The 21,016-nt window shown below is 64.4% G+C and carries 28 protein-coding genes and 2 pseudogenes; 9 read left to right on the forward strand and 21 right to left on the reverse strand.

Annotated elements, in window-relative coordinates:
- The first annotated feature begins 8 nt into the window (after window positions 1–8).
- Entirely contained in the window at window positions 9–353 is a 345-nt protein-coding gene (locus tag AC0IX7_RS09905) for a hypothetical protein (protein WP_471811652.1), read from the forward strand.
- A gap of 21 nt (window positions 354–374) precedes the next feature.
- Here AC0IX7_RS09905 and AC0IX7_RS09910 read toward each other — a convergent pair whose 3' ends face one another.
- Together AC0IX7_RS09910 and AC0IX7_RS09915 are read right to left on the reverse strand one after the other, a co-directional pair.
- On the reverse strand, window positions 375–1,034 hold the full coding sequence (locus AC0IX7_RS09910; protein ID WP_471811653.1) for an SOS response-associated peptidase: 660 nt from the start codon (window positions 1,032–1,034) through the stop codon (window positions 375–377).
- A 3-nt stretch (window positions 1,035–1,037) separates the two neighbouring features.
- A complete protein-coding gene (locus AC0IX7_RS09915) occupies window positions 1,038–1,373 on the reverse strand; it encodes a hypothetical protein (RefSeq protein WP_471811654.1) in 336 nt (111 codons plus the stop codon).
- Window positions 1,374–1,410: 37 nt separating this feature from the next.
- On the opposite strand from AC0IX7_RS09915, the gene AC0IX7_RS09920 reads away from it, so the two are divergent.
- Window positions 1,411–1,986: a hypothetical protein gene (locus tag AC0IX7_RS09920; protein WP_471811655.1), complete on the forward strand. Its 576-nt coding sequence runs from the start codon at window positions 1,411–1,413 to the stop codon at window positions 1,984–1,986.
- A gap of 383 nt (window positions 1,987–2,369) precedes the next feature.
- Here AC0IX7_RS09920 and AC0IX7_RS09925 read toward each other — a convergent pair whose 3' ends face one another.
- Entirely contained in the window at window positions 2,370–2,681 is a 312-nt protein-coding gene (locus tag AC0IX7_RS09925; protein WP_471811657.1) for a hypothetical protein, read from the reverse strand.
- A 42-nt stretch (window positions 2,682–2,723) separates the two neighbouring features.
- On the opposite strand from AC0IX7_RS09925, the gene AC0IX7_RS09930 reads away from it, so the two are divergent.
- Window positions 2,724–2,912 (forward strand): hypothetical protein, encoded by a 189-nt coding sequence (locus tag AC0IX7_RS09930; RefSeq protein ID WP_333928948.1) that lies wholly within the window; start codon window positions 2,724–2,726, stop codon window positions 2,910–2,912.
- 249 nt (window positions 2,913–3,161) lie between these two features.
- On the opposite strand, the gene AC0IX7_RS09935 is transcribed toward AC0IX7_RS09930, so the two are convergent.
- Window positions 3,162–3,521 carry a hypothetical protein gene (locus tag AC0IX7_RS09935; protein WP_471811658.1) on the reverse strand — a complete coding sequence of 120 codons (360 nt, stop codon included), beginning with the start codon at window positions 3,519–3,521 and terminating at the stop codon, window positions 3,162–3,164.
- Window positions 3,522–3,714: 193 nt separating this feature from the next.
- Here AC0IX7_RS09935 and AC0IX7_RS09940 point away from each other — a divergent pair, with 193 nt between their 5' ends.
- Window positions 3,715–4,218, forward strand: coding sequence for an SH3 domain-containing protein (locus AC0IX7_RS09940; RefSeq protein ID WP_471813827.1), 504 nt, complete (start codon window positions 3,715–3,717; stop codon window positions 4,216–4,218).
- A 422-nt stretch (window positions 4,219–4,640) separates the two neighbouring features.
- Here the strand turns inward: AC0IX7_RS09940 and AC0IX7_RS09945 are convergent, their stop codons facing one another.
- From AC0IX7_RS09945 to AC0IX7_RS09965, 5 genes are all read right to left on the reverse strand, one after another.
- Window positions 4,641–5,618: a hypothetical protein gene (locus AC0IX7_RS09945; protein WP_471811660.1), complete on the reverse strand. Its 978-nt coding sequence runs from the start codon at window positions 5,616–5,618 to the stop codon at window positions 4,641–4,643.
- Window positions 5,606–7,573: a hypothetical protein gene (locus AC0IX7_RS09950; RefSeq protein WP_471811662.1), complete on the reverse strand. Its 1,968-nt coding sequence runs from the start codon at window positions 7,571–7,573 to the stop codon at window positions 5,606–5,608. The genes AC0IX7_RS09945 and AC0IX7_RS09950 overlap by 13 nt, the downstream gene beginning before the upstream one ends.
- Before the next feature lie 893 nt (window positions 7,574–8,466).
- Window positions 8,467–9,351, reverse strand: a complete 885-nt coding sequence (locus AC0IX7_RS09955; RefSeq protein WP_471811664.1) for a hypothetical protein — start codon at window positions 9,349–9,351, stop codon at window positions 8,467–8,469.
- Window positions 9,351–9,839: a hypothetical protein gene (locus tag AC0IX7_RS09960; RefSeq protein WP_471811666.1), complete on the reverse strand. Its 489-nt coding sequence runs from the start codon at window positions 9,837–9,839 to the stop codon at window positions 9,351–9,353. Before AC0IX7_RS09960 ends, AC0IX7_RS09955 begins: the two co-directional genes overlap by 1 nt.
- A complete protein-coding gene (locus tag AC0IX7_RS09965; protein ID WP_471811667.1) occupies window positions 9,839–10,003 on the reverse strand; it encodes a hypothetical protein in 165 nt (54 codons plus the stop codon). The genes AC0IX7_RS09960 and AC0IX7_RS09965 overlap by 1 nt, the downstream gene beginning before the upstream one ends.
- Before the next feature lie 173 nt (window positions 10,004–10,176).
- Here AC0IX7_RS09965 and AC0IX7_RS09970 point away from each other — a divergent pair, with 173 nt between their 5' ends.
- On the forward strand, window positions 10,177–11,127 hold the full coding sequence (locus AC0IX7_RS09970) for an AbiTii domain-containing protein (RefSeq protein ID WP_471811669.1): 951 nt from the start codon (window positions 10,177–10,179) through the stop codon (window positions 11,125–11,127).
- 26 nt (window positions 11,128–11,153) lie between these two features.
- Here the strand turns inward: AC0IX7_RS09970 and AC0IX7_RS09975 are convergent, their stop codons facing one another.
- The 12 genes and pseudogenes from AC0IX7_RS09975 to AC0IX7_RS10030 form a co-directional block, all read right to left on the reverse strand.
- Complete coding sequence (locus tag AC0IX7_RS09975) at window positions 11,154–11,447, reverse strand: hypothetical protein (RefSeq protein ID WP_471811670.1); 294 nt, start codon at window positions 11,445–11,447, stop codon at window positions 11,154–11,156.
- A 309-nt stretch (window positions 11,448–11,756) separates the two neighbouring features.
- Window positions 11,757–12,740: an HGGxSTG domain-containing protein gene (locus AC0IX7_RS09980; protein WP_471811671.1), complete on the reverse strand. Its 984-nt coding sequence runs from the start codon at window positions 12,738–12,740 to the stop codon at window positions 11,757–11,759.
- The gene (locus tag AC0IX7_RS09985; RefSeq protein WP_471811673.1) at window positions 12,730–12,975 is read right to left on the reverse strand and encodes a hypothetical protein; all 246 of its coding nucleotides are present in this window, start codon (window positions 12,973–12,975) and stop codon (window positions 12,730–12,732) included. The genes AC0IX7_RS09980 and AC0IX7_RS09985 overlap by 11 nt, the downstream gene beginning before the upstream one ends.
- 181 nt (window positions 12,976–13,156) lie before the next feature.
- Window positions 13,157–14,482, reverse strand: a complete 1,326-nt coding sequence (locus tag AC0IX7_RS09990) for an AAA family ATPase (protein WP_471811675.1) — start codon at window positions 14,480–14,482, stop codon at window positions 13,157–13,159.
- Entirely contained in the window at window positions 14,479–14,754 is a 276-nt protein-coding gene (locus tag AC0IX7_RS09995) for a toprim domain-containing protein (RefSeq protein ID WP_471813829.1), read from the reverse strand. Before AC0IX7_RS09995 ends, AC0IX7_RS09990 begins: the two co-directional genes overlap by 4 nt.
- 36 nt (window positions 14,755–14,790) lie before the next feature.
- A pseudogene (locus AC0IX7_RS10000) lies at window positions 14,791–15,006 on the reverse strand (DUF7146 domain-containing protein); the annotation flags it as partial.
- Between the two features lie 60 nt (window positions 15,007–15,066).
- Window positions 15,067–15,312 (reverse strand): glutaredoxin domain-containing protein, encoded by a 246-nt coding sequence (locus AC0IX7_RS10005; protein ID WP_471811677.1) that lies wholly within the window; start codon window positions 15,310–15,312, stop codon window positions 15,067–15,069.
- Between the two features lie 116 nt (window positions 15,313–15,428).
- Window positions 15,429–16,052 (reverse strand): exonuclease/endonuclease/phosphatase family protein, encoded by a 624-nt coding sequence (locus tag AC0IX7_RS10010; protein WP_471813831.1) that lies wholly within the window; start codon window positions 16,050–16,052, stop codon window positions 15,429–15,431.
- Window positions 15,947–16,450, reverse strand: coding sequence for a hypothetical protein (locus AC0IX7_RS10015; RefSeq protein WP_471811679.1), 504 nt, complete (start codon window positions 16,448–16,450; stop codon window positions 15,947–15,949). The genes AC0IX7_RS10010 and AC0IX7_RS10015 overlap by 106 nt, the downstream gene beginning before the upstream one ends.
- 84 nt (window positions 16,451–16,534) lie before the next feature.
- Window positions 16,535–17,080 (reverse strand): DUF2141 domain-containing protein, encoded by a 546-nt coding sequence (locus tag AC0IX7_RS10020; RefSeq protein WP_471811681.1) that lies wholly within the window; start codon window positions 17,078–17,080, stop codon window positions 16,535–16,537.
- Window positions 17,077–17,838 carry a hypothetical protein gene (locus tag AC0IX7_RS10025; protein ID WP_471811683.1) on the reverse strand — a complete coding sequence of 254 codons (762 nt, stop codon included), beginning with the start codon at window positions 17,836–17,838 and terminating at the stop codon, window positions 17,077–17,079. The genes AC0IX7_RS10020 and AC0IX7_RS10025 overlap by 4 nt, the downstream gene beginning before the upstream one ends.
- Window positions 17,754–17,996, reverse strand: a complete 243-nt coding sequence (locus AC0IX7_RS10030; protein WP_471811684.1) for a hypothetical protein — start codon at window positions 17,994–17,996, stop codon at window positions 17,754–17,756. The genes AC0IX7_RS10025 and AC0IX7_RS10030 overlap by 85 nt, the downstream gene beginning before the upstream one ends.
- A gap of 232 nt (window positions 17,997–18,228) precedes the next feature.
- On the opposite strand from AC0IX7_RS10030, the gene AC0IX7_RS10035 reads away from it, so the two are divergent.
- From AC0IX7_RS10035 to AC0IX7_RS10050, 4 genes and pseudogenes are all read left to right on the forward strand, one after another.
- Window positions 18,229–19,080, forward strand: a complete 852-nt coding sequence (locus AC0IX7_RS10035) for a DUF2334 domain-containing protein (protein ID WP_471811685.1) — start codon at window positions 18,229–18,231, stop codon at window positions 19,078–19,080.
- On the forward strand, window positions 19,077–20,282 hold the full coding sequence (locus AC0IX7_RS10040) for a glycosyltransferase (protein WP_471811687.1): 1,206 nt from the start codon (window positions 19,077–19,079) through the stop codon (window positions 20,280–20,282). The genes AC0IX7_RS10035 and AC0IX7_RS10040 overlap by 4 nt, the downstream gene beginning before the upstream one ends.
- Window positions 20,279–20,518 (forward strand): hypothetical protein, encoded by a 240-nt coding sequence (locus AC0IX7_RS10045; RefSeq protein WP_471811688.1) that lies wholly within the window; start codon window positions 20,279–20,281, stop codon window positions 20,516–20,518. The genes AC0IX7_RS10040 and AC0IX7_RS10045 overlap by 4 nt, the downstream gene beginning before the upstream one ends.
- A gap of 211 nt (window positions 20,519–20,729) precedes the next feature.
- Window positions 20,730–20,870: pseudogene (locus AC0IX7_RS10050) on the forward strand (sigma factor); the annotation flags it as partial.
- Window positions 20,871–21,016 lie beyond the last annotated feature (146 nt).

Here is a 21,016-nt window from a genome sequence, read left to right on the forward strand (position 1 = left end):
GAGCGGTCATGAGCCATGCCAGCAACATCGTTCTCTGCGATGGACCCGACAGCCCCCACGCGTTCGACGTCGTGCCCCTTCAACCGCGTAATGGCAGTTTGGATGCCATGTGCCCGGTATGCAAGGGCCGCGGGCAGTGGAATACCGAGATCGATTTGGTCAGTTTCCGGTGCAAGCGAATGGCATGCGACCGGTGCCACGGTGCTGGCTGGGTCGAAACAGGTACCGATCCGATCGGCCTACCTGACATCGAAGTTTCGCCGGAGGGGTATCCCCGTTGGACGATCCGCTTCGAACCCAGCGACACGGAGGTGGAGGTCGATCCGGCTCAACCTGGTCTGGCCACAACCTAGGCCGGACCAAGCTGGCCTTGCTCAGATCAACCGAGGCGTCGGCGTACGTGTCGGAAAAACTGGTCCGCGTACCGTCATAAGGTCGGCCGGATATGGCCGCTGCAAGGACAGGACGTCTTCATAGCTACCGATCAGCCACCGCTCGTGATCGTCCGGCCGCAGGATCGTGATCATCGCCTTGGGGTGGATCGGCGCCACCAGTTCGTTCGCGTCGCAAGTGACCATCGCGAAGTAGCGCTGATCGCCGACCTGTCGCCAGAAGCCGGCGATCGCGAATACCGGTTGGTCCTTCACCCCGAACCACATCTCCCCCTTTATCGGCTTCTTGCCGTCGCCGAGATCGGTTGGCTCGCGCGCCCATTCACAGAACTCCGTCAGCGGGATCAGGCACCGGTTGGACGGGTCGCTGACAAGCGACCGCCATTGCGGTAGATGCAGGGTGCGAACGTTGGTCTGTGCGACCTTCCGGCCGGCCTGTTTCGCCTGCCCCGCCAGGACGTCCCATTCCATCACGTCCAGCCCGCGGCGCTCGCCTTCGTTCCGCACGACGTACGCCCGACCGAACGGGCGTAGCTCGCTTGGGTCGAACCGGTTGTCCATCGGCTTGTCGGCGAGCCATTCTGCACCGAACCGTTCGGTGATGGTCTCGGGCTCACCGTCGAACCGGGCGCGATTACACATCGATCAGTTTCCGAAATTGCGACGCTTGAGTTCGCCGAGCAGCGCTTCGGCTACCGGGTGGCCCACTGCCCCGCCCGACTGCTCGTAGGCTGTGGTCAGATCCGCGTCGGATGCATCGTTCAGCAGGCCCCTGATTTCGGCGCTGAACTCATCGACTTCCCCGGCCGCTGCATCCGCAGCGTCGTCGCTAGTTACGGCGGGCCCGTCGCCAGGTGCTGGCGCATGGGCCATCACCGCATCCTGCTTGAACATGTCGAAGGCGTCCGCGGCTTCGTTGCGTTCCTCCAGGGCGATCTCAAGGCGGGTGAACAGGTCGAGCGACGGTGCGGTGTTTTCCATCACGGAAGCGTAAGCCCGGTTCGTCATTCCGCGCAATATGCTGCCGCTGCACGTCGATGGTTCAGGTGTTGAACCGCCCGACTGCGGCGCCGATCGCGATCACGGCAAGGATGATCGTCCAGCCCTCCCAGGTTCGCGGTGTCCAGCCGATGCCAACGACTTTGGGCTGAAACCATTCTCGAGGGTGGTTCATCGTGGCTCCGTTACTGGCGAGACCAATCGGCCGCGCCTTTCGCTCCCCGGCTTCGAGCAATACATGTCGCTAACGGAGGAAGCCAGCATGCCCGCGGACATCATGAAGGTAGACGATCAAGCCAAGATCGACCTGTTTCAGGAGATCATGCCGATCGTGATGCAGTACTTGGCCGCAAACTCGGCCGGCCACGAGCTGATCGCCGACGACATCATCGACTTCTTCGCGCTGTCGATCGCGTCGGTGATCCAGAACGACACCAACCTGACGACCCCACAGCTGCAGCGCAAAGGCGTGGAGTCCGCCAAGAAACACATCTCGCACTGGGTCCGCCTGTTGAAGCTCGATCACGAACAGCGCGGCGCGTCGCTGCTCGCGATGACGATGGGAGCGGTCGCGTCGGATGAGACGCAGCAATAGCCGAGCGCGCACCGCGGGATGGCAGTTACTGGGACCTGCTACAGATCAGCATGAATTAAAACCATTCCGGCCCCGTTTCGATTACTCTTCATTCAAATTAGAGAATCGGTGGGGGATCGATATGCCGCTATGGAACGAGAACGCGGTCGCTGTCGAACGTCGGCAGGGCGAGACCGTCATCATCGGCGAAGGCACTTTAGCAGCTCTAGTTGCCGGGCTCCGAACCCTCCGGACTGGCGCTCTGAATGGGGTGAGGGTTTCGATGCCGGACCGAAGGGTTCCCCCGTTCATCTTCGAAGGCCAAGGTCTCGTCGAGCTGTTGAGAGACCCGCGGCGACCGGAGGCGCAACCGACGAAGCTCCTCGCGCCGTCGGTCGAGTAGCCTATCGGTTGCCTGGTAAATGCGTCTTGATCTCGTCGGGCGCCTCGCGATCGAGCGTTATCGCATCGATCTTGTCGAGTTGCGCTAGCAGGTCAGCAAATCCGTCGTCTTCGTCGTCATCATCGGCGACTGAAAACAGCCGGTGAAACCCAGCGCCGAGAACGTCCAGATCCCGCTGGGTCAGCAGGCCTACGGCTACAATCCGATCTTTCGTCAACGTCGCTCTCCCGGCGTGCATGGGGGCAACGACCGATCGAATGATAAGTGTCCCAAGTGTTTGGGTCTTGCCGGATTGACGGGCGCCATCGATCAACGCAGTTTCTCGCCGCCCGGTCTTCGGGCAGGAGAATGCCAGATGCGTAAACTGCTGTTCGCTGCCGCTTCGCTATCCCTGCTCGTCGGGGCGCCCTCGATGGCTGCGCCGTGCAAGGACGCCAAGGGGCGCTTCACCAAGTGTCCGAAGGCACCGGTCAAAACGGTCCGATGCAAGAGCGCGAATGGCAAGTTCGCGAAGTGTGGCACGGCTGGCGCCAAGCCAGTCTGAAACTAGACGAGCGCGGGCGATCACACCCGCGCTCGCTACGTTAGATTTTTCGCCGGAGCGGTTACGACCATCGGCGCACTTGCCGGTACGACAGCAACCGAGACGTCTTCATCGATAAAGGCAGTCACAGGCGAGCCGAGAGGAATGTCAGCGCTCGTCCCGGTCATGAAGAAGCCGGCAACCGGGATCAGCACTGCGGCACCGACAACGCCGGCAGTCCCGGTTTTCCCTTGTCATCGATCGAGCCGCTCATGCGTATCTGTCGGCCATTCGCACGCACGTACAGGACGCGCCCGTTGATGCGGCCGGACTTGCCCACATGCCCTTGTTACGCACCTCTGTGATCTCACCGGTGGCAGGACTGCCGGCCGGAATCACGACGTTGCCGTCGATCGTGACAGCCTCCGCCGTCTCCATCTGGAAGCGTTGTCCGACCTTGAGCTTCTTACCCTTCGTGGTCAGCCCTTCGGCCATCTTTAGCGGAACCGAGGTTCCAGCACGCAGCGTTCCCGACGTGGTAGCCGCGGTCGCGATTGGACCGGTCTGCGCCTGGACCGCAGGCACTGCTATAGTAAGCGCGCACGCGAGCGCGCCAATTGTAAATTTCATAAGATAACCCCTCCTGATTCGGCCTCCCCAGGCCGATGTTCAAGCGTGTCGTGCAAGTCATTCGTGGTCAACGACAAATACATATCCAAAATGGATGCAACAGGCATCACCGATTGACATCGGACGCGCGCGCCCCGCTTACGCAATCCAAGCGGATGCTTGATAAACACAGGGGTGGTAGATGCGCGGCATTATGAGAAGCCTGGTAATCATCGCCGGCCTAATTTCTGGAACAGCGAGCGCCACGACGGTGACGAGCAACGTCAACTGCCGGAACGAGCCCAAGGCCACTGCACATATCGTCACCCGAATTTCTGCCGGTACTGACGTGTCCGTGGAACGGCGCCGGGATGATTGGTCGTTGATCCGCCATACGCCGCGAAGCTGCTGGGTAGCATCGCGTTATCTCGGTGAACAAAGCACCGCGGACGCCAACCGCGCAAGCCTGCGTCAGACACGTGCCGTAAGCCGTAGCTCCTATACAAACAGGGAGCGCATCAGCCGGCCTAGCCGCCGCTCCTCGTTCTGGTCCAGCACGCCGCATCGTTCGAGCCGGCGACAGAGCCGAGCTCGAAGCGCACCCAGCTACGACTATGGCGGCGGGTCTTGCCCTTGCTCCGGCCGCAACATCTGCGTCGGGCCGCGTGGCGGACGGTATTGCATTACTAGCGGCGGGAACAAGCGGTACGGGGTTTGATCCTGTGGTGGCGATCAGCTGGGAGAACGCGTATCACGCTTGAGATGCATCTAAGGCGACATCTCACCACCGCACTTGGCATGGTACTCGGGGCAGCGCTGGCTGGCGGTGCCGCCGCTGCTGAAACGTCGCCTTACTTTCTGATCATCACGTATACACCCGGCGGCGTCGCGTCGCTCCCATATCCGACAGCCGATCGATGTGAACGGGCTCGACGTGCGCTCGAAACAGATCTTCAGCGACGGGTCGCAAAACGAGACGCAAGCACTCCGCAAGGTGCGGTCGTAGTTGGGACGCCATATCATCTGCAGGGCGTCTGCGTACCGGGATAACCGGTCAGCCGTATGCCAATCTGGACACTGGTTGCCTATGTTGGGGCACTCTACCGCTGGGCCCCAACACGCGCCTATCGCATAGCCGGATTAGCGCTGCTGGCGACGACGATCTCCTTCATCGGCGGCTAGCGCAGGGCGCGCTCCCTCAATGCTCGACGACAGCAAGCGCTGGATTGGCAGGAGTTCAGTCCGCAGGGCGGGTTCCCGAGCTGCCAACGCGCCGATGCGGCTAACAACGGCGGAGCGAGCGGTAGGGGTCGTAGCATTGGCGGCCGCGAGCAAGGTCGTGATCACGCGGCGATTTCCAAGCGAGCGTGCCGTTAGATAAGCGCCGCCGAGCATAACCGGCATTGTGGCGATCCCTGCGGTGGCACCAGTTCCAGCTCCCGCAACACCACCCATGGCAGCGCCAACGCCGGCTCCCGCGCCACCGCCACTAAGGACGCTCTGTATAGCCTTGAACCAGTTCCCGACTTGTCCGGACCGGGAATTGTTGAGGCGACCGAGTGTCCCCACCCGACCCTCAGCGATCCGGGCAAGGTCGGCAAGGTCACGCCCACCCTGCTGTCCGAAGATCGCGGCGCGCGCTTCAGGCGAGTATTTCGCGACCTGGGAGAAGAAGAGATTTGGCGAGAAGGCATTGTCGCCGTCCTGCCCTCGCCGCCCAAGCTGCGCCGCGATTGTGGACGCAACCTGCTGACGCTCCTGCGGTTCGAGCCGATCCATCATCTGCCCGAGTGCAGCGGCATTTCCAGATTTCGGCAAAGACGCGCTTTCGACCTGCGCCATGATGCCCTCTCCCGAACGGCGCGCGTTGCGGTCCGCGCCGATAAAACGCTCTATGACGTTGTCGACGAGGTCCACGCGTCGCCGATAGGCCTGGTCCGCACGCTGGTATGCGCGAAGAGCTGGCCCCTGAAGCTGGCTGGCGATGTCGGTACTGGCGCTATCGATTGCCTGCGCCATACGCCGCTCAGTATCAGTGAAGCGGAGCCCTCGGGTGCCAAGCTCATCACGCATCGCGGTTCGAAGGTCGCGGATCGCCTGGATCGTCAGCGGCCGCACATTGCCGTCCTGGCCGACCAAATCGGCACGAAACTGGTTGAGCAGATCGAGCTTCGTACGGTTGGCGTTGGGGTCTGCGACAGCTCCGCGATATGGCTGTCGATCACCCCTAGCGCTTGGCGCGGCGCGACCCGCGCGTTGCCCGCCAAAGTGGCGGCGCGATCGTACAGCTGGTTCGTAACGCGACGGCTGCGATCGATATAGCGCTCGCCCGCAGCACGTACCGTGTCGCCAGCAGTCGGACGTGGCACAGCCGTACCACCACCGATGTTTTCCACACGGCGCTCGATCTGGTCGACGCCGCGCTGAAGGTCGGCCCGGACACGTCCGCCGGAGAAGGGCAGCGATTCAAGGAAGCCATAAGCATTGCGCCGGGTGGCATCGACATCAGGCCGGACCAGTTCCACGCCTTGGCGCTCTGCTGCCTGAACGGTATCCATGTTCACGCCGCGCCCCACACCCGGGCCGCGCGACCGGTTCATCAATGCCTGCCCAGCACGCCCCAGACCATACCCCATGACGCCGCCCGCAATCGCGTTCGTGCCGGCGGCCTGCAACCGGTCGAGAGCAGAACCCTCCGCGCTGCCGAAGCCGTAAGCCCCCGAGTACCCGGCGCCCATCGTTGCCAGCTGCATTACGCTCGGTGGCATATTCGTGCCGGCCCGGCCCATAGGCAGCGCGAAGCCGCCGGCGAACTGACCGGCGAACCTGGATACCGGGCTATGCTCGGCGTCGTAGGCGTCGATCGAGCGCTCGCTCCGGAGATTGTCGCGCATGGTGCCGCCGCCGAAGATAGTCCGGCCCGCTGCCGCGAGTTCATCGGCCGTTCCGAGCGAGACGGTATCCGCAGCCCCGCGAACGAAGGCGTCCGCCGTCTCGGTCCAACCGCCGTCCCCTCGGTTCGGGGGCGCGGAACTGGAACCAGGGCTCGTCGTGCCGCCGACAACCGACACCTGCAGCAACGGCTCAGTCCCGAACTTTGCTTTATATGCGGCGTGGTATTCGTCGCTGTTTGCAATCTCGTCCGGTAGGTCGACTGCTTCCGGCTGGCCACCCGGGGCCGTGTAGAAAAGGCCGTTTCGCTGGATCGTGTACTTTCCGCCAGAAAGGCCGGTCGCGAGATCTGCCAGACTATCGACCGTAAGGTTCCGAAATTGGGGACGCAGATCGGACCCACCGTCGCCGCCTTGTTTGCCGGCGGGACGCGCACCGACCGATCCGTCAAAATTACTGATAGGATGCCCAGTGAAGTCCGCTTCGGACTGCTGAAACGGAGTGGCGGGATGCTCGCCGACAACGTCCTCGGGCTTGAACCCAAACCGTTGCGCACGCCCCTGGTAGTCGCGACGCTGCAGATTGTACGATCGGGCCAGTTCGACGCCTCGGCGACGCATCGATTCAACGAGGTTGCGGCGCACCTCGGTTGGCAGGCGTTCGCCGCTCTGGAGCTTCGAGATCGCACCTTCGAGGTTCTGCGCCCAGCTACCGGTCGCCGATGCCAGCGCAAGCTCGCCTTCACGTACGACCGACCCGGGATCCATCACCTTGCCGAACGCATAGATCAGATTGAGATCGTCGGCGCCGGTAGCTTTCGGATTACGAGCGATCTGCATCGCCGACGCGACCTGCGGCAGAACGGTCGTGAAATCCTGCACTTCCTTGCGTCCGGTGAACTCCTTCCGCAACGTCGTGATGTTGTCGAAGGTCGTGTTGCCCATCTGCTGCTGGTTCGTCTCGGCCGTGCGCCGATCACGCACATCCTCGCGCTGTTGCTGGCTCTGAAACCGTTGCTCAGCCCGAGCCGATTCCTGCTCGGCACGGGCGTCGGACCGTTCGGCGCGGTACTCCTGCGCTACAAGACGCGGGCTGGGGGTACCGACCGTGTACGCACCGGCCGGCGATTGCGCTGGTTGGGCTGCCGCGTACCGCTCCCAAGGCTTGGCCTGGTCCATCATCATCGTGCTCCCGTAGTGCCGCGTTGGCCGAAATAGGGGACGCGCCCATAACCGGGCAGCGTCACGTGGACGTGGTCTCCTCATCAAGGTATCGGGCTTTCGACCCGAAGTAAGACCGTAGGGCGGGGACCGACGTATCGGCATAATCAACGCCGTCACCGGTAAGGTGATGGGACCGTGCCACGCCCCTACCGCACGATTGCCTTCCACCGTTCGCCTGCCGCTCGTCATCCGGCCTGGCGCTCGCCTCGGATCAGCGAAAGGTACCGCCCCCTGCGAGGGCGCACCTCCCATCGGTTCCCAGGCGTTGGGATCAGCAGGATTGCCACCCTTGAAGCGGTAGCCGCCTTCGACGGCGCCCGGTGCGGGGCCTGCTTGCGGTGCGGGGGCCGGCGTGGACGGTGACATACCGCCCGGTGCAGCACCTGATGCGCCGCCTGGACCGCCACCGCCCACTACCGTGAATGTCCCGTCGCCATTCGGAAGATACCGCGGGGCAGCCAGGCTACGAGTGACGATGTCCTGCCCGTGCGCCGATTGCGGATCGATCCCGATCGCGCGGAGGGTACGGATCACGCTCGGCTCGTCCTGCGGGTCTGTACCTTCTAGGACGCTATGGCCGTACCGAATATAGCCGTCCAAGCCTTGGTCGGTCAGGTCCGGCGACGCGAGCTCTTCGTGCCCGAGATCCAAACCGCTGTAGCATGGGGGATAGCTGCGAAAACGCCGCGGGCCGCAAGTTCTCCGGAAGCCCCCGCAGCCGAGCTGCCGCTGCGGCCATGACGCCGGCTTCCTGCCCCATCCGCTTCCGCTCGCTGTCGCCATAGCCAGCGATGGTCTTCGCGAGGTCGATGTCGCCGCCTTGCAGTGCAGCCTGCGCGCCGCCGCGGAAATCACCAGCTTGCACCTGTCCGGCCACTTGCCGACGGAGGGTCTGCTGCTGCCCCGCTTCCATCAGCTTTTGCGTTGCCGACTGATTCTGGATGTCTTGCGAGCGTGCATTGCCGATAGCCTGCAGAGACTCGAGGTAATTGAAGCCAGCACGATTGGGCGCGAGATAGTCGACGTCCATCAGTAAATCCCCCGAGGTTGCCGCCGTAAATGGGCGGTGTACCGACCTGATAGCCGCCGACGTTGCCAGCGTTCCCGTAGCTCGACGCATAACTGGCGCCGATGTTGGTGAGGTTGGTCAACGCCTGCTGCTGGGCAGTCGCGCCGGAGATGATCGCGCCTTGAGCAGCGCTCGACCCAGACTGAAGGGCCGCATTGTTGGCGTTCGTCGTGTCTGTGTTCACGCCAGCGATCGTCCCGATCGCGCTGTTACCGGTCTGAATGAGGCCGTACAGGTTGTTCAGATACTGCTGCTGGGACTGGTCGCCGATCGCTGCGCCGCGGGTCTGAAGCGCCTTCATTGTCGCACCGCTGTCGCCCATGCCACGCGCGTAGGCGTTGGAATTCACAGCTCCGAGGCCGGTGTTGAGCAAGTCCTGGTAGCCGGTGGAGCCGCGGAAGGTTTGGAGCGCCGCAGCACTTGCGGCAGGATCGCCGCCAATCCCGAGCAGGCCCGCGTAAGTTGACCCCGCCGCATTGCCGCGGTCGATGTTCGGTTGCTGCAGGCCCTGAATTTGGGCGCGGTTGGCGTTGTTCGCAGCGATCTGCATTTGCGCGGTCTGCTGCTGAGTCTTCGCCGCTTTCGAGGCTCCCTTTCCGCCAGTGATGCCGCTGATCAACGAACCGGCGGCGGATATGCCTGCCGCAGCAATGAGTGGTGCAACCATCAGTGCGTACTCCCGAAAGTGAAGAGCTCGACTGCGCCCTCGGTGTCGTACTGGTCGAAGCCAGCGGACCGACCGCCGATTTGTCGGTTGAACCAGCGGGCGGCCGTATTGTGGATCGGCGTTGCGCCCCAGATCAGGTCCGCGTGCGGGCGCATCCAGGCAATGATCGCCTTACCCGTCTCGATTGCCCGACGGCCGCGACATGTTGGTGCGAAGATCGTGTGCCCCTGCCAGACGCGATCGGCGGCGGAGGCGAATACAGCGCACGCGTCATCCCCATTGGACAGCACCACAACGCCGGTATGTTCTGCGGGGAATGCTGCCGACCAGTCGAGCGGCTGTCCGTGGTACGCGATCGCCGGGTGAACGGTGGCGATGTTCGCCACCCGGTTGATCAAGGCTGCCTCGCGTTCGCGGCGGATCTGCGGACCGTCAGCGCAGTGTTGACGCTGCGTGTCCTTGATCGTGACGGCCGTGGCGAGGAACATTACCGCGCCTCCACTTCATGCTGAAGTGCCGACCGCACGACCATTGAGAGCGGCAGGCCCTGCTCGCGTGCACGACGTTCCATCGCCGCGTAGAGCATCGCCGGCATGCGAAGGCCGATGCGGCGATCATAGTGCTGCTCGGCTGCGCGTTCGGGAATAGGCATATCCATGCCATATTTTCGGCCACGCAAGCATGTTGAACAAGCGCAGCTGAATTCGAGAAAGTTAGGCGTTCCTATGCGGTCAACCGGCGCGCCGTAGGCCGGCGTCCCGGCGAGGTCTCTGCCGCCCGTAATGCCACTAGCCAGACCCCGCTCCGACCCGTTACGCCCGCTAAATGGAATCGGAAGCTGAACACACCCTATCACTCAGTCGGGAACTGATGGATGACATCGAACTCCAGCGGCTGGACGCAGACAAACTGTTGCTAAAGTGTACTCGTTTGGCTCGTTTGGCTGGTACTGATGAAGTCCGAACGTGGCTTAAGCACGAGATGGAGGGCTACAATGGTACAGGTGGCGTCTCGTTAAAGTACATGGCAGCCACCGGCAGGTGGACGAATTTCAAGGAAAAGTTAGGCTATTACGGGCCATTGGCCGAGATCGACGGAAACCTTCAAACCTACAAGCAACGTATTGAGGCTAGTAGAGTCGACAGCCTTTCCGGTGATGCGTTGATCGGTGCCATTCGAACCCAGCAAACTGCGCAGCAGGCTTTCGCAACGGCCATTGCCCGCATGACGCGTATCCGATCTACGGTATTAAGTCTGCTACATACGTTTGTTACCAATGTGTATTATGAGCGCCAGTTTGCAAATGTTGCGGAGACAACTTTCGAGCAATATAAAAAGGAAGTCGATTCTCTTATTGCGACGCTTGCAGGAAGCGTGCTGACGAAGTTACCATCCGTTGTTGCCCGACTTCGAGAGGGCGATGATGAGGCGATTAGCCAAGCTCTTACTACGTGCAGACGGATCATCGAATCGTTCGCGGACGCGATTTATCCGCCGACGACGGGTACGTACGAGCTTGGCGGGAACCAGCTTACGCTGGACGCCAGCAAACACTTAAATCGGATTAACGTATATATTGCAGAGCGAACGGAGAGCAAATCAAGGCGGGATCGGCTAAGGCAGAATATCAGTAACTTATATGGCCGTGTCTCAGCCGGAGTACACGCCGACGTGACTGCCGAAGAAGCCTTCTCCTTGTTTTTGAACGTGTATATGTTCTTGGGTGAGGTTCTTCACCTTGGAGACGTGGTTAAACCTGAGACTGTAGTTGAGTAAACCTTCGTTGCAGCAGGGTATCGAGATCAGTCGCGCGTAAGCTCTCGGCGCTTGCTCCCAAAATAGCGCGCGATAGATAGTACACGCGGACTGACATCGGCAACGGATGCGTTTACCCCGATCGCCATATCCTCGTCGCCATCGTCAGCGATGTCGGACAGCACTGCTAGAAGCTCGCCGGCAAGCAGTGCAGTAGCTGCGAGGTCACCCCGATCTTGCTCCGCAATCACCGCACGCGTCAGGACGCTGGCAAGCTGCCGGGTGTCATCAATATCGCCTATCCGGTCGAGGTGACGGGCTTGCGCCAGTGCGGCGGTCATCCCGAGGCGGCGAGAAAGGAGTCATGATCCGCAGCGGTGAGAAGGCGGTGCAGCCTTGCCCGTTCTCCGTCGAGATGATGATTCATGCTCCGTCTCCACTATCTGCGCACGTCATTGCGAGGGCTGGGGTTTGGTCTGCGCGGTAGCCCGCGCGCGTCCTGCACCACCGAAGCAAGTCACGGTTCACGCGGAGCTGACGGTTGATCTCGGTGCGATCCTCTTGGGATCCAACACTGGCTCGCCGCATCGTGAGTTCGCCGATCTTCGCCTCGATCAGGGCTGCCAGCTGGTTCGGCCCGCTCGTCTCGTTCATGGCGCCAGCTCCGCGACGGCGTCCAGCAACCGCATCGCATCGGCCCGCAACTTGCGCGCCTCCAACGTCCATGCGCCCGTACGCCACCGCCCGTTCGCCTCACCCTTAGGGGCGCCAGGAGACATACCACCGTGCATTCTACACACCCGCTTTCCGTTCACGGCGGCCGATCGGCACGACTTCCCCGATCTGGCCTTTGCTTGGCACCGCGGCGCTGCTGCGAATGACGCCGGTTCGTTGTTCGATTGCGGGGGCATGATGCTCTCCAGGAATTGCAGAGGGGCCGGATCAGGGGTCGCACAACCCCAAGCGGCGATGTGCTGGTGCTGGTGGCTGTGGATGTGCTTCTCGTGCTTCACGGTGATGTGCTGACGGGTCGACCGGCGCTTGCCTCGCACCTGCTGCAGCGTGTCCATCTGCGCGGCGTAGGTTCGGGCGAGCTTGGCCGCGACTGATGCCGTGCGAGCGTCGCCGGTGTTAAGCGCACTGGCCGACACCCGCATCGTCATGAAGTGCACCGCGAGCATCTGGGCGGCCAGCGCTGCCTCTGCCTCGTTGCGCGGCTGAATGCTGTTGATGAAGTTGAGGGCCGCGTTCAGTTCGACTTCGCTCGGGTGCCAGGCCTTGGTCTGGTCGTTCCAGTTCTGACCGCACAGGGCGCGCAACTGCTCCATGAACACGGCGACCGTTGATGGCGACCGAGTCCCGAATGCGTCGTGGATCTGGAGCGACCACACCTCGTGATTGTCGTGCGGCGCGACGGCCCGGAAGTCACCGAGATCACCACGCGGCTCCATCATCACGCCGGGTGACGCCGGGCGCTTCTCCATGCGCGCCTTCGCCTTCTCCGCCCACGGCTCGAGCAGGGCCGGCATGGGTTGCACCTTCCTACGGCGAGCGCGCTTCGGCTTCGGGTCCGTCGCGACGTCTACCTGCGCCGGATCGATGTCGCCGAGGTTGGTCGGCCGTTCATCCTGCATCGGAACGCACCTCGATCGAAGTCCAGAATGTCGGCACGAACGGGAGCGGGCGGCCCTTCCCATTCGTCCAGTTGCCATTCTTGTAGAGCGCTCCGACCGGTCGACGGCACCACCCAAGCGCGTGGCCGTCGTCAACCACGCACGCGGTCCCTTCTGCCGGCAGCTGGGTGACGGGCCGGCGGACGAATTGGACGCCGGGTAGACCCGACGAGGTGAAGCGTAGACCGTCGGTCATTCGAAGTCCTCGTATCCTGGGATTGGTTCCTTGCCGGTCTCGCCGGGCGCGAGGATCGGGCGAAGGGCGGGATTGCCTGCGGGGAAGATTACCCGGCTGAGCGGGGACACCGGTGCTTCCCCACCTCCATTTTCCCCACCTGCGTGATTAGCCTTCGAGCCACCCTTCCCCACCCCTTCCCCTATAGGGGGAAGGTGGGGTGGGGACGCGCAGGCTCCCTACCTTCCCCACCTGTCCCCACCCCACCTGCGGAGGTGGGGGCGACGCCTTGGAGAGCCCATTCACCCACCTCGACGAAGGTCCGTGCGTTGCTCTTCTTGTCCTTGCCTTCGACCTTGATCAGAGCGCCGTTGACAAACCACGTGCGCAGCAGCGTGTTGATCTTGGCGCGATCGGTCTTGGCGTCGCTCTCCGCGCTGAGGTTCAGGACATTGGCGACGATCTTCCCCACCCAGTCGCGAGCCTGGGCATCGAACCGAACATCGGTCGCGGCGTCGACCATGCACTGGATCCGGTACAAGTGATCTGCGGTGACGTTCTCGAAGGCGTCGGGTGCGGTCCATGGGATGACGACGCCCATGTTGTCGCCATCGTCGCTCACGCCGTTGCCGAGCGAGACGCTGACCATCTGGAACCAGTCCGACGCATCCGATGGAGGCGCGCGGTTGTTTTTGTCGTCGTAGGTCCGGAAGTATCGGCGCCGACGCTCTTCCTCGATCCCGTACCGCTTCGCCTCGTCCTCACCCATGCGGTTGAGGACCAGCACCGATCGGCAAGCGTTGATCAGCGCGACCGCTCCTCGAGCCGACAGTGCTGTAGCTTCCGCTGCACCGGCCTTGCTGACGTGGTGCGCCAGGCCGATCCCTGCGTTCGCATTCTTGCCGACCATCGCCCATTCCTTGGCGATCGCGTCGATCTCCATGTTGTCGCTCTCGTTCGCCGCGTGGGACGAGACGAACGGGTCGACGTGCAGATAGTCGATGCCGCGACCGAGCATTTCGTCGGTCAGTGCGGCGACGAGCGGCCGGTTGATCACGAGGCCCTCCGACGACGTGGACGTCGCGAGTTTAAGGATTGCACCGTCGAGCGCGCTATCGACGAATAGACGCCCGCCGATGTCCGCAGCGGTGATCCCCCAGTGCTTGCATGCAGCCTGGATGATGCGCGCCAGCTCCTCGCCATCGTCCTCAAGGTTCCACAGCCATACCCGCTTGGGGCCGCCCGGGACTTCTTGCCCGAGCAGATTGCGCCCCGTCACCATCGCGAGGGCATCTCCGACGCTCAGGATCGTCTTACCGGCCGCGCCCTGGGCGACAACGGCGCGAAGGTGGCCGCGCTGGATCGAACGGCCGTAGACCCACTCTCGTGGCTTAAGCGTGGTGGGATCGCGCCAGACATATGGCGTGGCGACAACCTGGACGGGCGCTTGCACGGGACCCTGAGCAAGCGGTGTCGGAGCGAAGGGCCGCGCGTCGTCGTAGCGGGCCTGCCAAGCCGCGGCGTTCATGACCGGATCCCCAACAGCTCGGCGTTGAAGTCCTTGAACGGCGGCGTAGGACGCATAATCCGGGTCGCTGGCCCCGACTCGGCGAACGCTTCCGCCGCCTTCATCGCGGCTACGTTGCCGGCCGCATCACCATCCGCGCCGATCACTACGGCGCGCGTGACGGAAGCGAACGTCATCTGCGGCATCATGGACGTACCAGCCGCGACCCACACGGACCGGCCTAGCGCCTGAGCGAGCGTCAACCCATCCTCGAGACCCTCCGTGACGAGCATGCTGGCGGCTGGTGGCCCGATCTGAATTGAACCGCCCACCACGTTGCCGAGACTGTATTTCACCTTCGGCTTCCGATCGGTGGCGGTAGCCTTCGTCGCTGCCTTGCGGCCGTCCTCGGTCAGATAGGTGCGCTGAAGCCCAACCAGTTCGCCGGCTGCATCCGTGACAATCGCAACGAGCGTCGGCAGCAGCCCCGGTCCGTTGGCAGCGAGCAGCCCATTCCCTCGATCTTCGGCGGTGCACCGTGGCCACGATCGCCAAGGCCGCCGGGCGTGACAATCCCACGCGGGGGCTGGTGGTCTTCCCCTCGCTCATGATGCGAAATACCGTTCGAGATCGTCGCTGCCGCCGATCCGTTCGTCGTCGATGAAAATCTGGGGCGTGGTCGCGACGCCGTGCTCCGCCTTGAAGGCGTCTACCTCTTCGCGCGAGCGCAGGATCCGGTCCTGGATCTCGAAGCCTCGATCTTCCAGCATCGCCTTCGCACGAACGCCGAACGGGCAGGCATGATCGGGGAGGATCATCCGGTAGAGTATCGCAGTCCTCGTGTCGGCCATATCGATCGTCCTCGCGGCGGGACGCTACCCGCGTTAAGCACAGCGCAGCAACGCCCTCGACGTTCCACCCGAGGATCGCAATCGTTGTGCCGAGATCGATCCCGCCCCTGCCCGCGTTACCGACTCGCGATCGTGGTGATCGATGCGGCGGGTGCGGCGAGCGTGTCGATCCGATAGCGGACCGACACGCCGACATGATCCGACAGCGTCGTTCCGTTTGCCGCCTGCCCGAACGGCGCCGCGAGCGCGACCGGACGGATCCGTACCGTCGGCGACGGGCGGTACATCATCCAGTCCTTGCCGCGACCGATCGACAGCGCCATCCCCGACGGCTCCGCCACCGGACAGCGCGGGGCGATGCGGCAGGACGCCACGGCGGTCTGTAGCGACGCCTCGCCGCCCAGCATGCGCAGGTCGAAATGCGTCCGCCGCGCGAGATCGCGACCGACGTTGAAATCGCCTGCCACGAGGATCGGGCGATCGCCCGCACCGAGCGAACCGATGAAGTCCGCGAGCAGATCGAGCTGCCGCCTATACGCATAGATCGCGCGCGTCGAAGGCGCGCCCGACGCGGTGTTGGAATTGAGGTGCGTGTCGACCACGACGATCGGCGTCGCGATGCCCGGCACCGCGATCAACGCCGCCACCGCGCCCTTGTTGGCAAGGCAGTCATAGCCCGCGCAGACCGGGTAGGCCATGCGCCGGACGGCCAGGATCGGGTAATCGGAAAAGATCGCCAGACCGCTGTCGACATGCTTGCCGAGCCGTTCGCCGACCAGCCGGCTGCCCTCGAAACGAAGCCGTCGTCGTTGCGGGGGATGGTCGCCGTCGCAGTCTCGGCCGGGCCGAATGCGGCGTAACGATAGCCCGCGGTCCGGCCGATCGCCTTGGCGTTATTCACGAAGGCCTCCTGCAGGACGACGATGCCGGGCTGATCGCCAGCATCGCGCATCGCCCGCAACCGCGTGCCGATCGCGCGGAGATCGACCGAGCGATCGTCGGTGATCGGCCATGGCAGGCCGTGCACGTTGTAGGTCATGAGCGTGACTTCGCGCGCCTGCACGGGCGTCGCCGCAGCCGTAGCCGTAGTGCCCGCCAGCATCGCAGTCGCTGCGGCCAGCACTCCATATCGTACCATCGCCATGTCTTCATCCCGTCGTCGTTCGGTGCGGTGACGCCGCGGCCGATCATCGTTCTCAATGCGAATGTGTCGTGCCCAGCGTCAGCGTTTGAGCGGCGCGAACGAAAACAGCCCGCTGCGGTAGTTCATCACGACATGCGTGGTGGTGAGTCCCGCATGCACCGCGACGCTCGCCTGATCCGCATGCGGCTTGGCATGGCCGAGCTTCGGATTGCTCGCAAAGCCGATGCCGTCGTGGAGCAGGCTGAAACCATGGCCGCCGTCGCGCGCATGGACCACGCTCAGCGCATAGATCCCGGGTCCAGGCACGCGCAAGCACAGCGACACCGGCCCCGTGGCGGGGACGGCAAGGACGGCACGACGGAAGGTCTTGCCCTGCCCGACCAGGACATTGTCGTCGGCCAGAAAATCGCCGTCGCGCGCGGGGTAGAGTTCCGCGCGTACAACGCCGACGCGGTCCTTCAGGCCGTCGACGTCGACGATCAGCGCCGGGCCTGGCTCGTGCGGGCGGCAACGTGCCTCCGCCGTGCCGAGCGCCGGGGTCGAAGGCGGCATGACCGTGGGCGATGCGGCGGGAGGCGCGGCAGGAGATGCGGCGGCAAGTGCCAGGACGACAGGCAGGATCACTTCGGACGCTCCATGGTGGCGAGTTCGACGGCCGTCAGCGCAGCGCCGAGCAGCAGGTGGGTGACGAGCCAGAGGCCCGCGATCATGGTCAGCACCGCGGTCACCTCGGACGTCCGCCCGACGGTGAACGCGACCAGTCCGGCGAACACGATGTCCTTGTTCGGCAGCAGCGGCAGGCGCGACACGAGCAGGCGCAAAGTGGCCAGCGCCAGCCACCAGGCGATCGGCGCGGCGGGCATCACCGCAGCCCACAGCAACGCGGCGAACAGGGTGGTCGCGACGATCCGGAGAAGATGGATGACCGCGATCCGGTTCAGTTCGGGACGCGGCAGCGTCAGCAGTTTCTTGCGCAGGACGAGCGTGACGAGCGAGGGGATCGCCATGCTCGCCGCGGACACCGTCATCACCTTCGCATCGGTACCGAGATGCAGCGCGCCGAGCGCCTGCCAGCTGACCACCGCCAGCACCAGCGTGCAGACGTTGGCGACGACCGCGGACAGAATCGACACGTCCTTGATCGCACCGAACGGCGTGCCGACCATGCTCGCATGCTTGCGCGCCCAGCCGTAGAAATACAGCTCCCCCGAATAACCGAGCACGATCTCGTTGCTGATCCGCTTGCGCAACAGCGCGAAGATACCGCTCGGCGGCAATTGCCACAGCCGCCGATAGATCACCCATTCGCTGAACGGCGTGACCAGATAGCCGAGCGCGAAGATCGTCCAGAACAGCGGCGAGCGCGGTACCAGGCGGAGCATACCGGCAACGTCGAGCCCCGAAGCTGCCAGAGCGCGGCGATCAGGATCGCCGCCGACAGCAGCGGTGCCAGCCAGCGACCGAGGAAGTTCTTGCGGACGATCGTCGGCGTCAGTGGCGGGAATTGCACGCGGGTCAGCGTCAGCGGCAGCTCGCTCATGCGGCTCTCCTGTGATGATTGCGCGGTTGCCCGCGTCGCGACCGCAGGGCGGTTGCCCGAGGCGTTCCGACAGGGTCGGATAGGGCGCGCTGGGTACGATCATGGCCGAACGACGCCGCCGCCGAATGCGAGCCGCAGCTTGGGATGACGCCGCCCTGAAATAATTTTCGGGCACGATCCGGACAGGACTGCGGGGGCAGGCTGGCGGTGCCGTCCCGTCAACAGCGATCCGATGACCAACGAGAGCGAGACGATGGCGCAAACCGACTTTGCCGATCCTGCCCGGCCACCAGAGCGCGGGTTCGAGCCTACCCCGGCCGACAAACGGTCGACGGACAAGAGGTTGTTGGTATCGGTCCACGACGTGTCGCCGACCTTCGCGAAGCCGATCGCGATGCTTGCCGAGCGCGTCGAGGCTATCCTGGGCGGTCCGCGGTTCGCGATGCTGGTGGTACCGGATCACTGGGGTGCCGCACGGCTCGACCGGTCGCCGGCGTTTGCGCGGCAGTTGCGCGCGTGGGCGGACGCCGGCATCGAGATGTTTCTCCACGGCTGGTTCCACCGCGATGCCAGCGACCATCGGAATGCCGCCAGCGTGCTGAAAGCCCGTTACATGACCGCGGGCGAAGGCGAGTTTCTAGGGCTCGATGCGGTCGAGGCAGAACACCGGATGCGTGCCGGTCGCGACCTGGTCGAACAGGCCATCGGCCGGTCGGTCGCCGGGTTCATCGCACCCGCGTGGCTCTATGGTCCGGGGGCGCATGCGGCGCTGAAAGCCTGCGACTTCGCGCTGGCCGAGGATCATTTTCGCGTCTGGCAGCCCGCTACCGGCGCGATCGTCGCGCGCGGTCCGGTGGTGACCTGGGCCAGCCGGTCGCCTGCGCGTACCGCCAGTTCGCTCGCGGTCGCCGCCGCGGCGCGCGTGCTGCCCGACTGGATGCCGACGATGCGCGTCGCGGTGCATCCCGGCGACGTCACCAAGGACTCGCTGTTGACCAGCATCGATCGGACCCTCCGCACGCTCGCCGAGCGGCGCACCGTGTCGCGCTATGCCGATCTGGTCACCGAACAGGTGGCATCATGAAGATCGTCGACGTCTGCGCGTTCTACACCCCGACCGGCGGCGGCGTCCGGACCTATATCGACCGGAAACTGGTCGCGCTGGCCGCGCGCGGACACGAGGTCGTCGTCATCGCGCCCGGCGAAGAGGATCGCGAGGAGCAACGCGGACCGAATGCGCGTGTCCGCTGGCTGCGCTCGCCGCGCTTCCCACTCGACCGATCCTATCGTTATTTTGCCGACCGCGCGGCGCTGCACGCGATACTCGACGAAGAGGATGCCGATATCGTCGAAGTCTCGTCGCCGTGGCGCAGCGCGTCGATGGTCGCGGACTGGCGCACGCGCTCGGGGTCGCGCGCGCGGCTGTCGCTGATCGCGCATGCGGATCCGCTGTCCGCCTATGCCTATCGCTGGTTCGGCAATGTCGCATCGACGCAGGCGATCGACCGCGCGTTCGACTGGTATTGGCGCCATCTGCGCCGGCTGGATGCGCAGTTCGACCATGTCGTCAGCGCAAGCGACAGCCTGTCGCAGCGGCTGCGCGAGGGCGGTCTGCGCAAGGTGATGACCGATCCGATGGGTGTCGAACCGGGCCAGTTCTCGCCACGGCTGCGCGATCTAGATCTGCGCCGCGAGATGCTGGCGCTATGCGGGCTGGGCGAGGATGCGCTGCTGCTCATCGGGGTCGGCCGGCACGCGCCCGAGAAACGCTGGGACATGGTCGCGCAGGCCGCCGCGATCGCGGGCACGCACGCGCCGGTCGGCCTGCTGATCATCGGTGGCGGCGCGCGACAACGCCGGGTGATCGACGCGATCGGCGATAACCCGCACGTCCGTCTGCTCGAACCGGTTCGCGACCGCAGTGCGCTGGCGCGGCTGATGGCGAGTGCCGACGCGCTGATCCATGGCTGCGAGGCGGAGACGTTCTGCTTCGTCGCGGCGGAGGCGATCGCATCGGGATTGACGTTGATCGTGCCCGATCGCGGCGGCGCGGCGGATCTCGCCTGCGCGAACGACGGCGCATTATATCGCTCGGGCGATGCACAGGACGCCGCCGAAGCGATCCTCGCGGTCGCCGGCACGATAGAGGCCGGTGCGGCGGCGCGCCGCGAGCGCCCGGTCCGGACGATGGACGATCATTTCGACGCGCTGCTCGCGCTCTACGGGGCGAACGGGGCGCCTCTGCACCACCATGCGCTCCACCATGGACGAGGAACGGGACGATGACCGCGATCGCACCACATCCCTTCGGCATTACCGAGGATGAACGTCGTTTCGGCACACCCCAAGCTCGGGGGGCGAGCGGTGACCTTGATCCGCCAACCGGCCTGACACCCGATACGATGGCATCGCCGTGGCGTGCGCCGCTCTTCTATCTGTCGTTCGTGGCAGGGGCGCTGTTGCTCATCGCGGTCGGGGTCATCCTGATGTGGCGCATCATGCTGCGGTCGCGCCGAGACTGATCGCCGCTAGCCTGCACTCCGGGACCGGCGCGACGGATCCCTGCCGCTCCCATAACCTCCGTCTCGCGCCTGTCTGCGCGGGCTATTCCCCCAAGCCTCGCGACATTTCGGACGCGACATCCCAGCGGGCAGAGGGCAATACGCGGCGCATGACTTTCGGAGCCACGCCGTAGCCGACGCCGATGCCCCTCAGCCTGCCGGCCTGTCGGCGGTGCTCGCGGCACATCGCCCGCAACTCGTCCGGTTCTTCTCCGGGCGGACGGGCAGCGTCGCGGAGGCCGAGGACGTCGTCCAGGAAATCTGGCTGCATATCGCCGAGCCCGTGGCCGGCCCGATCGCCAATCCGGTCGCCTATCTGCACCGCATCGGCATGAACATCGTGCTCGACCGGGTCCGTGCTAACGGGCGCCGTGCCCGTCGCGACAGCGGCTATGTCGAGGCGACGACGACGGTAACGGCGACGGCGACGGCCGGGATGGCCGCGGGGGCGAGGCGATC

This window comes from Sphingomonas sp. AC411 (assembly GCF_979253035.1).

Coding starts and splice junctions, on each gene's coding strand:
- AC0IX7_RS09905 (WP_471811652.1), top strand. CDS start 9: ATGAGCCATGCCAGCAACATCGTTCTCTGCGATGGACCCGACAGCCCC.
- AC0IX7_RS09910 (WP_471811653.1), bottom strand. CDS start 1,034: ATGTGTAATCGCGCCCGGTTCGACGGTGAGCCCGAGACCATCACCGAA.
- AC0IX7_RS09915 (WP_471811654.1), bottom strand. CDS start 1,373: ATGGAAAACACCGCACCGTCGCTCGACCTGTTCACCCGCCTTGAGATC.
- AC0IX7_RS09920 (WP_471811655.1), top strand. CDS start 1,411: ATGCTGCCGCTGCACGTCGATGGTTCAGGTGTTGAACCGCCCGACTGC.
- AC0IX7_RS09930 (WP_333928948.1), top strand. CDS start 2,724: ATGCGTAAACTGCTGTTCGCTGCCGCTTCGCTATCCCTGCTCGTCGGG.
- AC0IX7_RS09935 (WP_471811658.1), bottom strand. CDS start 3,521: ATGAAATTTACAATTGGCGCGCTCGCGTGCGCGCTTACTATAGCAGTG.
- AC0IX7_RS09940 (WP_471813827.1), top strand. CDS start 3,715: ATGAGAAGCCTGGTAATCATCGCCGGCCTAATTTCTGGAACAGCGAGC.
- AC0IX7_RS09950 (WP_471811662.1), bottom strand. CDS start 7,573: ATGATGGACCAGGCCAAGCCTTGGGAGCGGTACGCGGCAGCCCAACCA.
- AC0IX7_RS09955 (WP_471811664.1), bottom strand. CDS start 9,351: ATGGTTGCACCACTCATTGCTGCGGCAGGCATATCCGCCGCCGGTTCG.
- AC0IX7_RS09960 (WP_471811666.1), bottom strand. CDS start 9,839: ATGTTCCTCGCCACGGCCGTCACGATCAAGGACACGCAGCGTCAACAC.
- AC0IX7_RS09965 (WP_471811667.1), bottom strand. CDS start 10,003: ATGCCTATTCCCGAACGCGCAGCCGAGCAGCACTATGATCGCCGCATC.
- AC0IX7_RS09970 (WP_471811669.1), top strand. CDS start 10,177: ATGGAATCGGAAGCTGAACACACCCTATCACTCAGTCGGGAACTGATG.
- AC0IX7_RS09975 (WP_471811670.1), bottom strand. CDS start 11,447: ATGACCGCCGCACTGGCGCAAGCCCGTCACCTCGACCGGATAGGCGAT.
- AC0IX7_RS09980 (WP_471811671.1), bottom strand. CDS start 12,740: ATGCAGGATGAACGGCCGACCAACCTCGGCGACATCGATCCGGCGCAG.
- AC0IX7_RS09985 (WP_471811673.1), bottom strand. CDS start 12,975: ATGACCGACGGTCTACGCTTCACCTCGTCGGGTCTACCCGGCGTCCAA.
- AC0IX7_RS09990 (WP_471811675.1), bottom strand. CDS start 14,482: ATGAACGCCGCGGCTTGGCAGGCCCGCTACGACGACGCGCGGCCCTTC.
- AC0IX7_RS09995 (WP_471813829.1), bottom strand. CDS start 14,754: ATGCTCGTCACGGAGGGTCTCGAGGATGGGTTGACGCTCGCTCAGGCG.
- AC0IX7_RS10005 (WP_471811677.1), bottom strand. CDS start 15,312: ATGGCCGACACGAGGACTGCGATACTCTACCGGATGATCCTCCCCGAT.
- AC0IX7_RS10015 (WP_471811679.1), bottom strand. CDS start 16,450: ATGGTACGATATGGAGTGCTGGCCGCAGCGACTGCGATGCTGGCGGGC.
- AC0IX7_RS10025 (WP_471811683.1), bottom strand. CDS start 17,838: ATGCTCCGCCTGGTACCGCGCTCGCCGCTGTTCTGGACGATCTTCGCG.
- AC0IX7_RS10030 (WP_471811684.1), bottom strand. CDS start 17,996: ATGAGCGAGCTGCCGCTGACGCTGACCCGCGTGCAATTCCCGCCACTG.
- AC0IX7_RS10035 (WP_471811685.1), top strand. CDS start 18,229: ATGACCAACGAGAGCGAGACGATGGCGCAAACCGACTTTGCCGATCCT.
- AC0IX7_RS10040 (WP_471811687.1), top strand. CDS start 19,077: ATGAAGATCGTCGACGTCTGCGCGTTCTACACCCCGACCGGCGGCGGC.
- AC0IX7_RS10045 (WP_471811688.1), top strand. CDS start 20,279: ATGACCGCGATCGCACCACATCCCTTCGGCATTACCGAGGATGAACGT.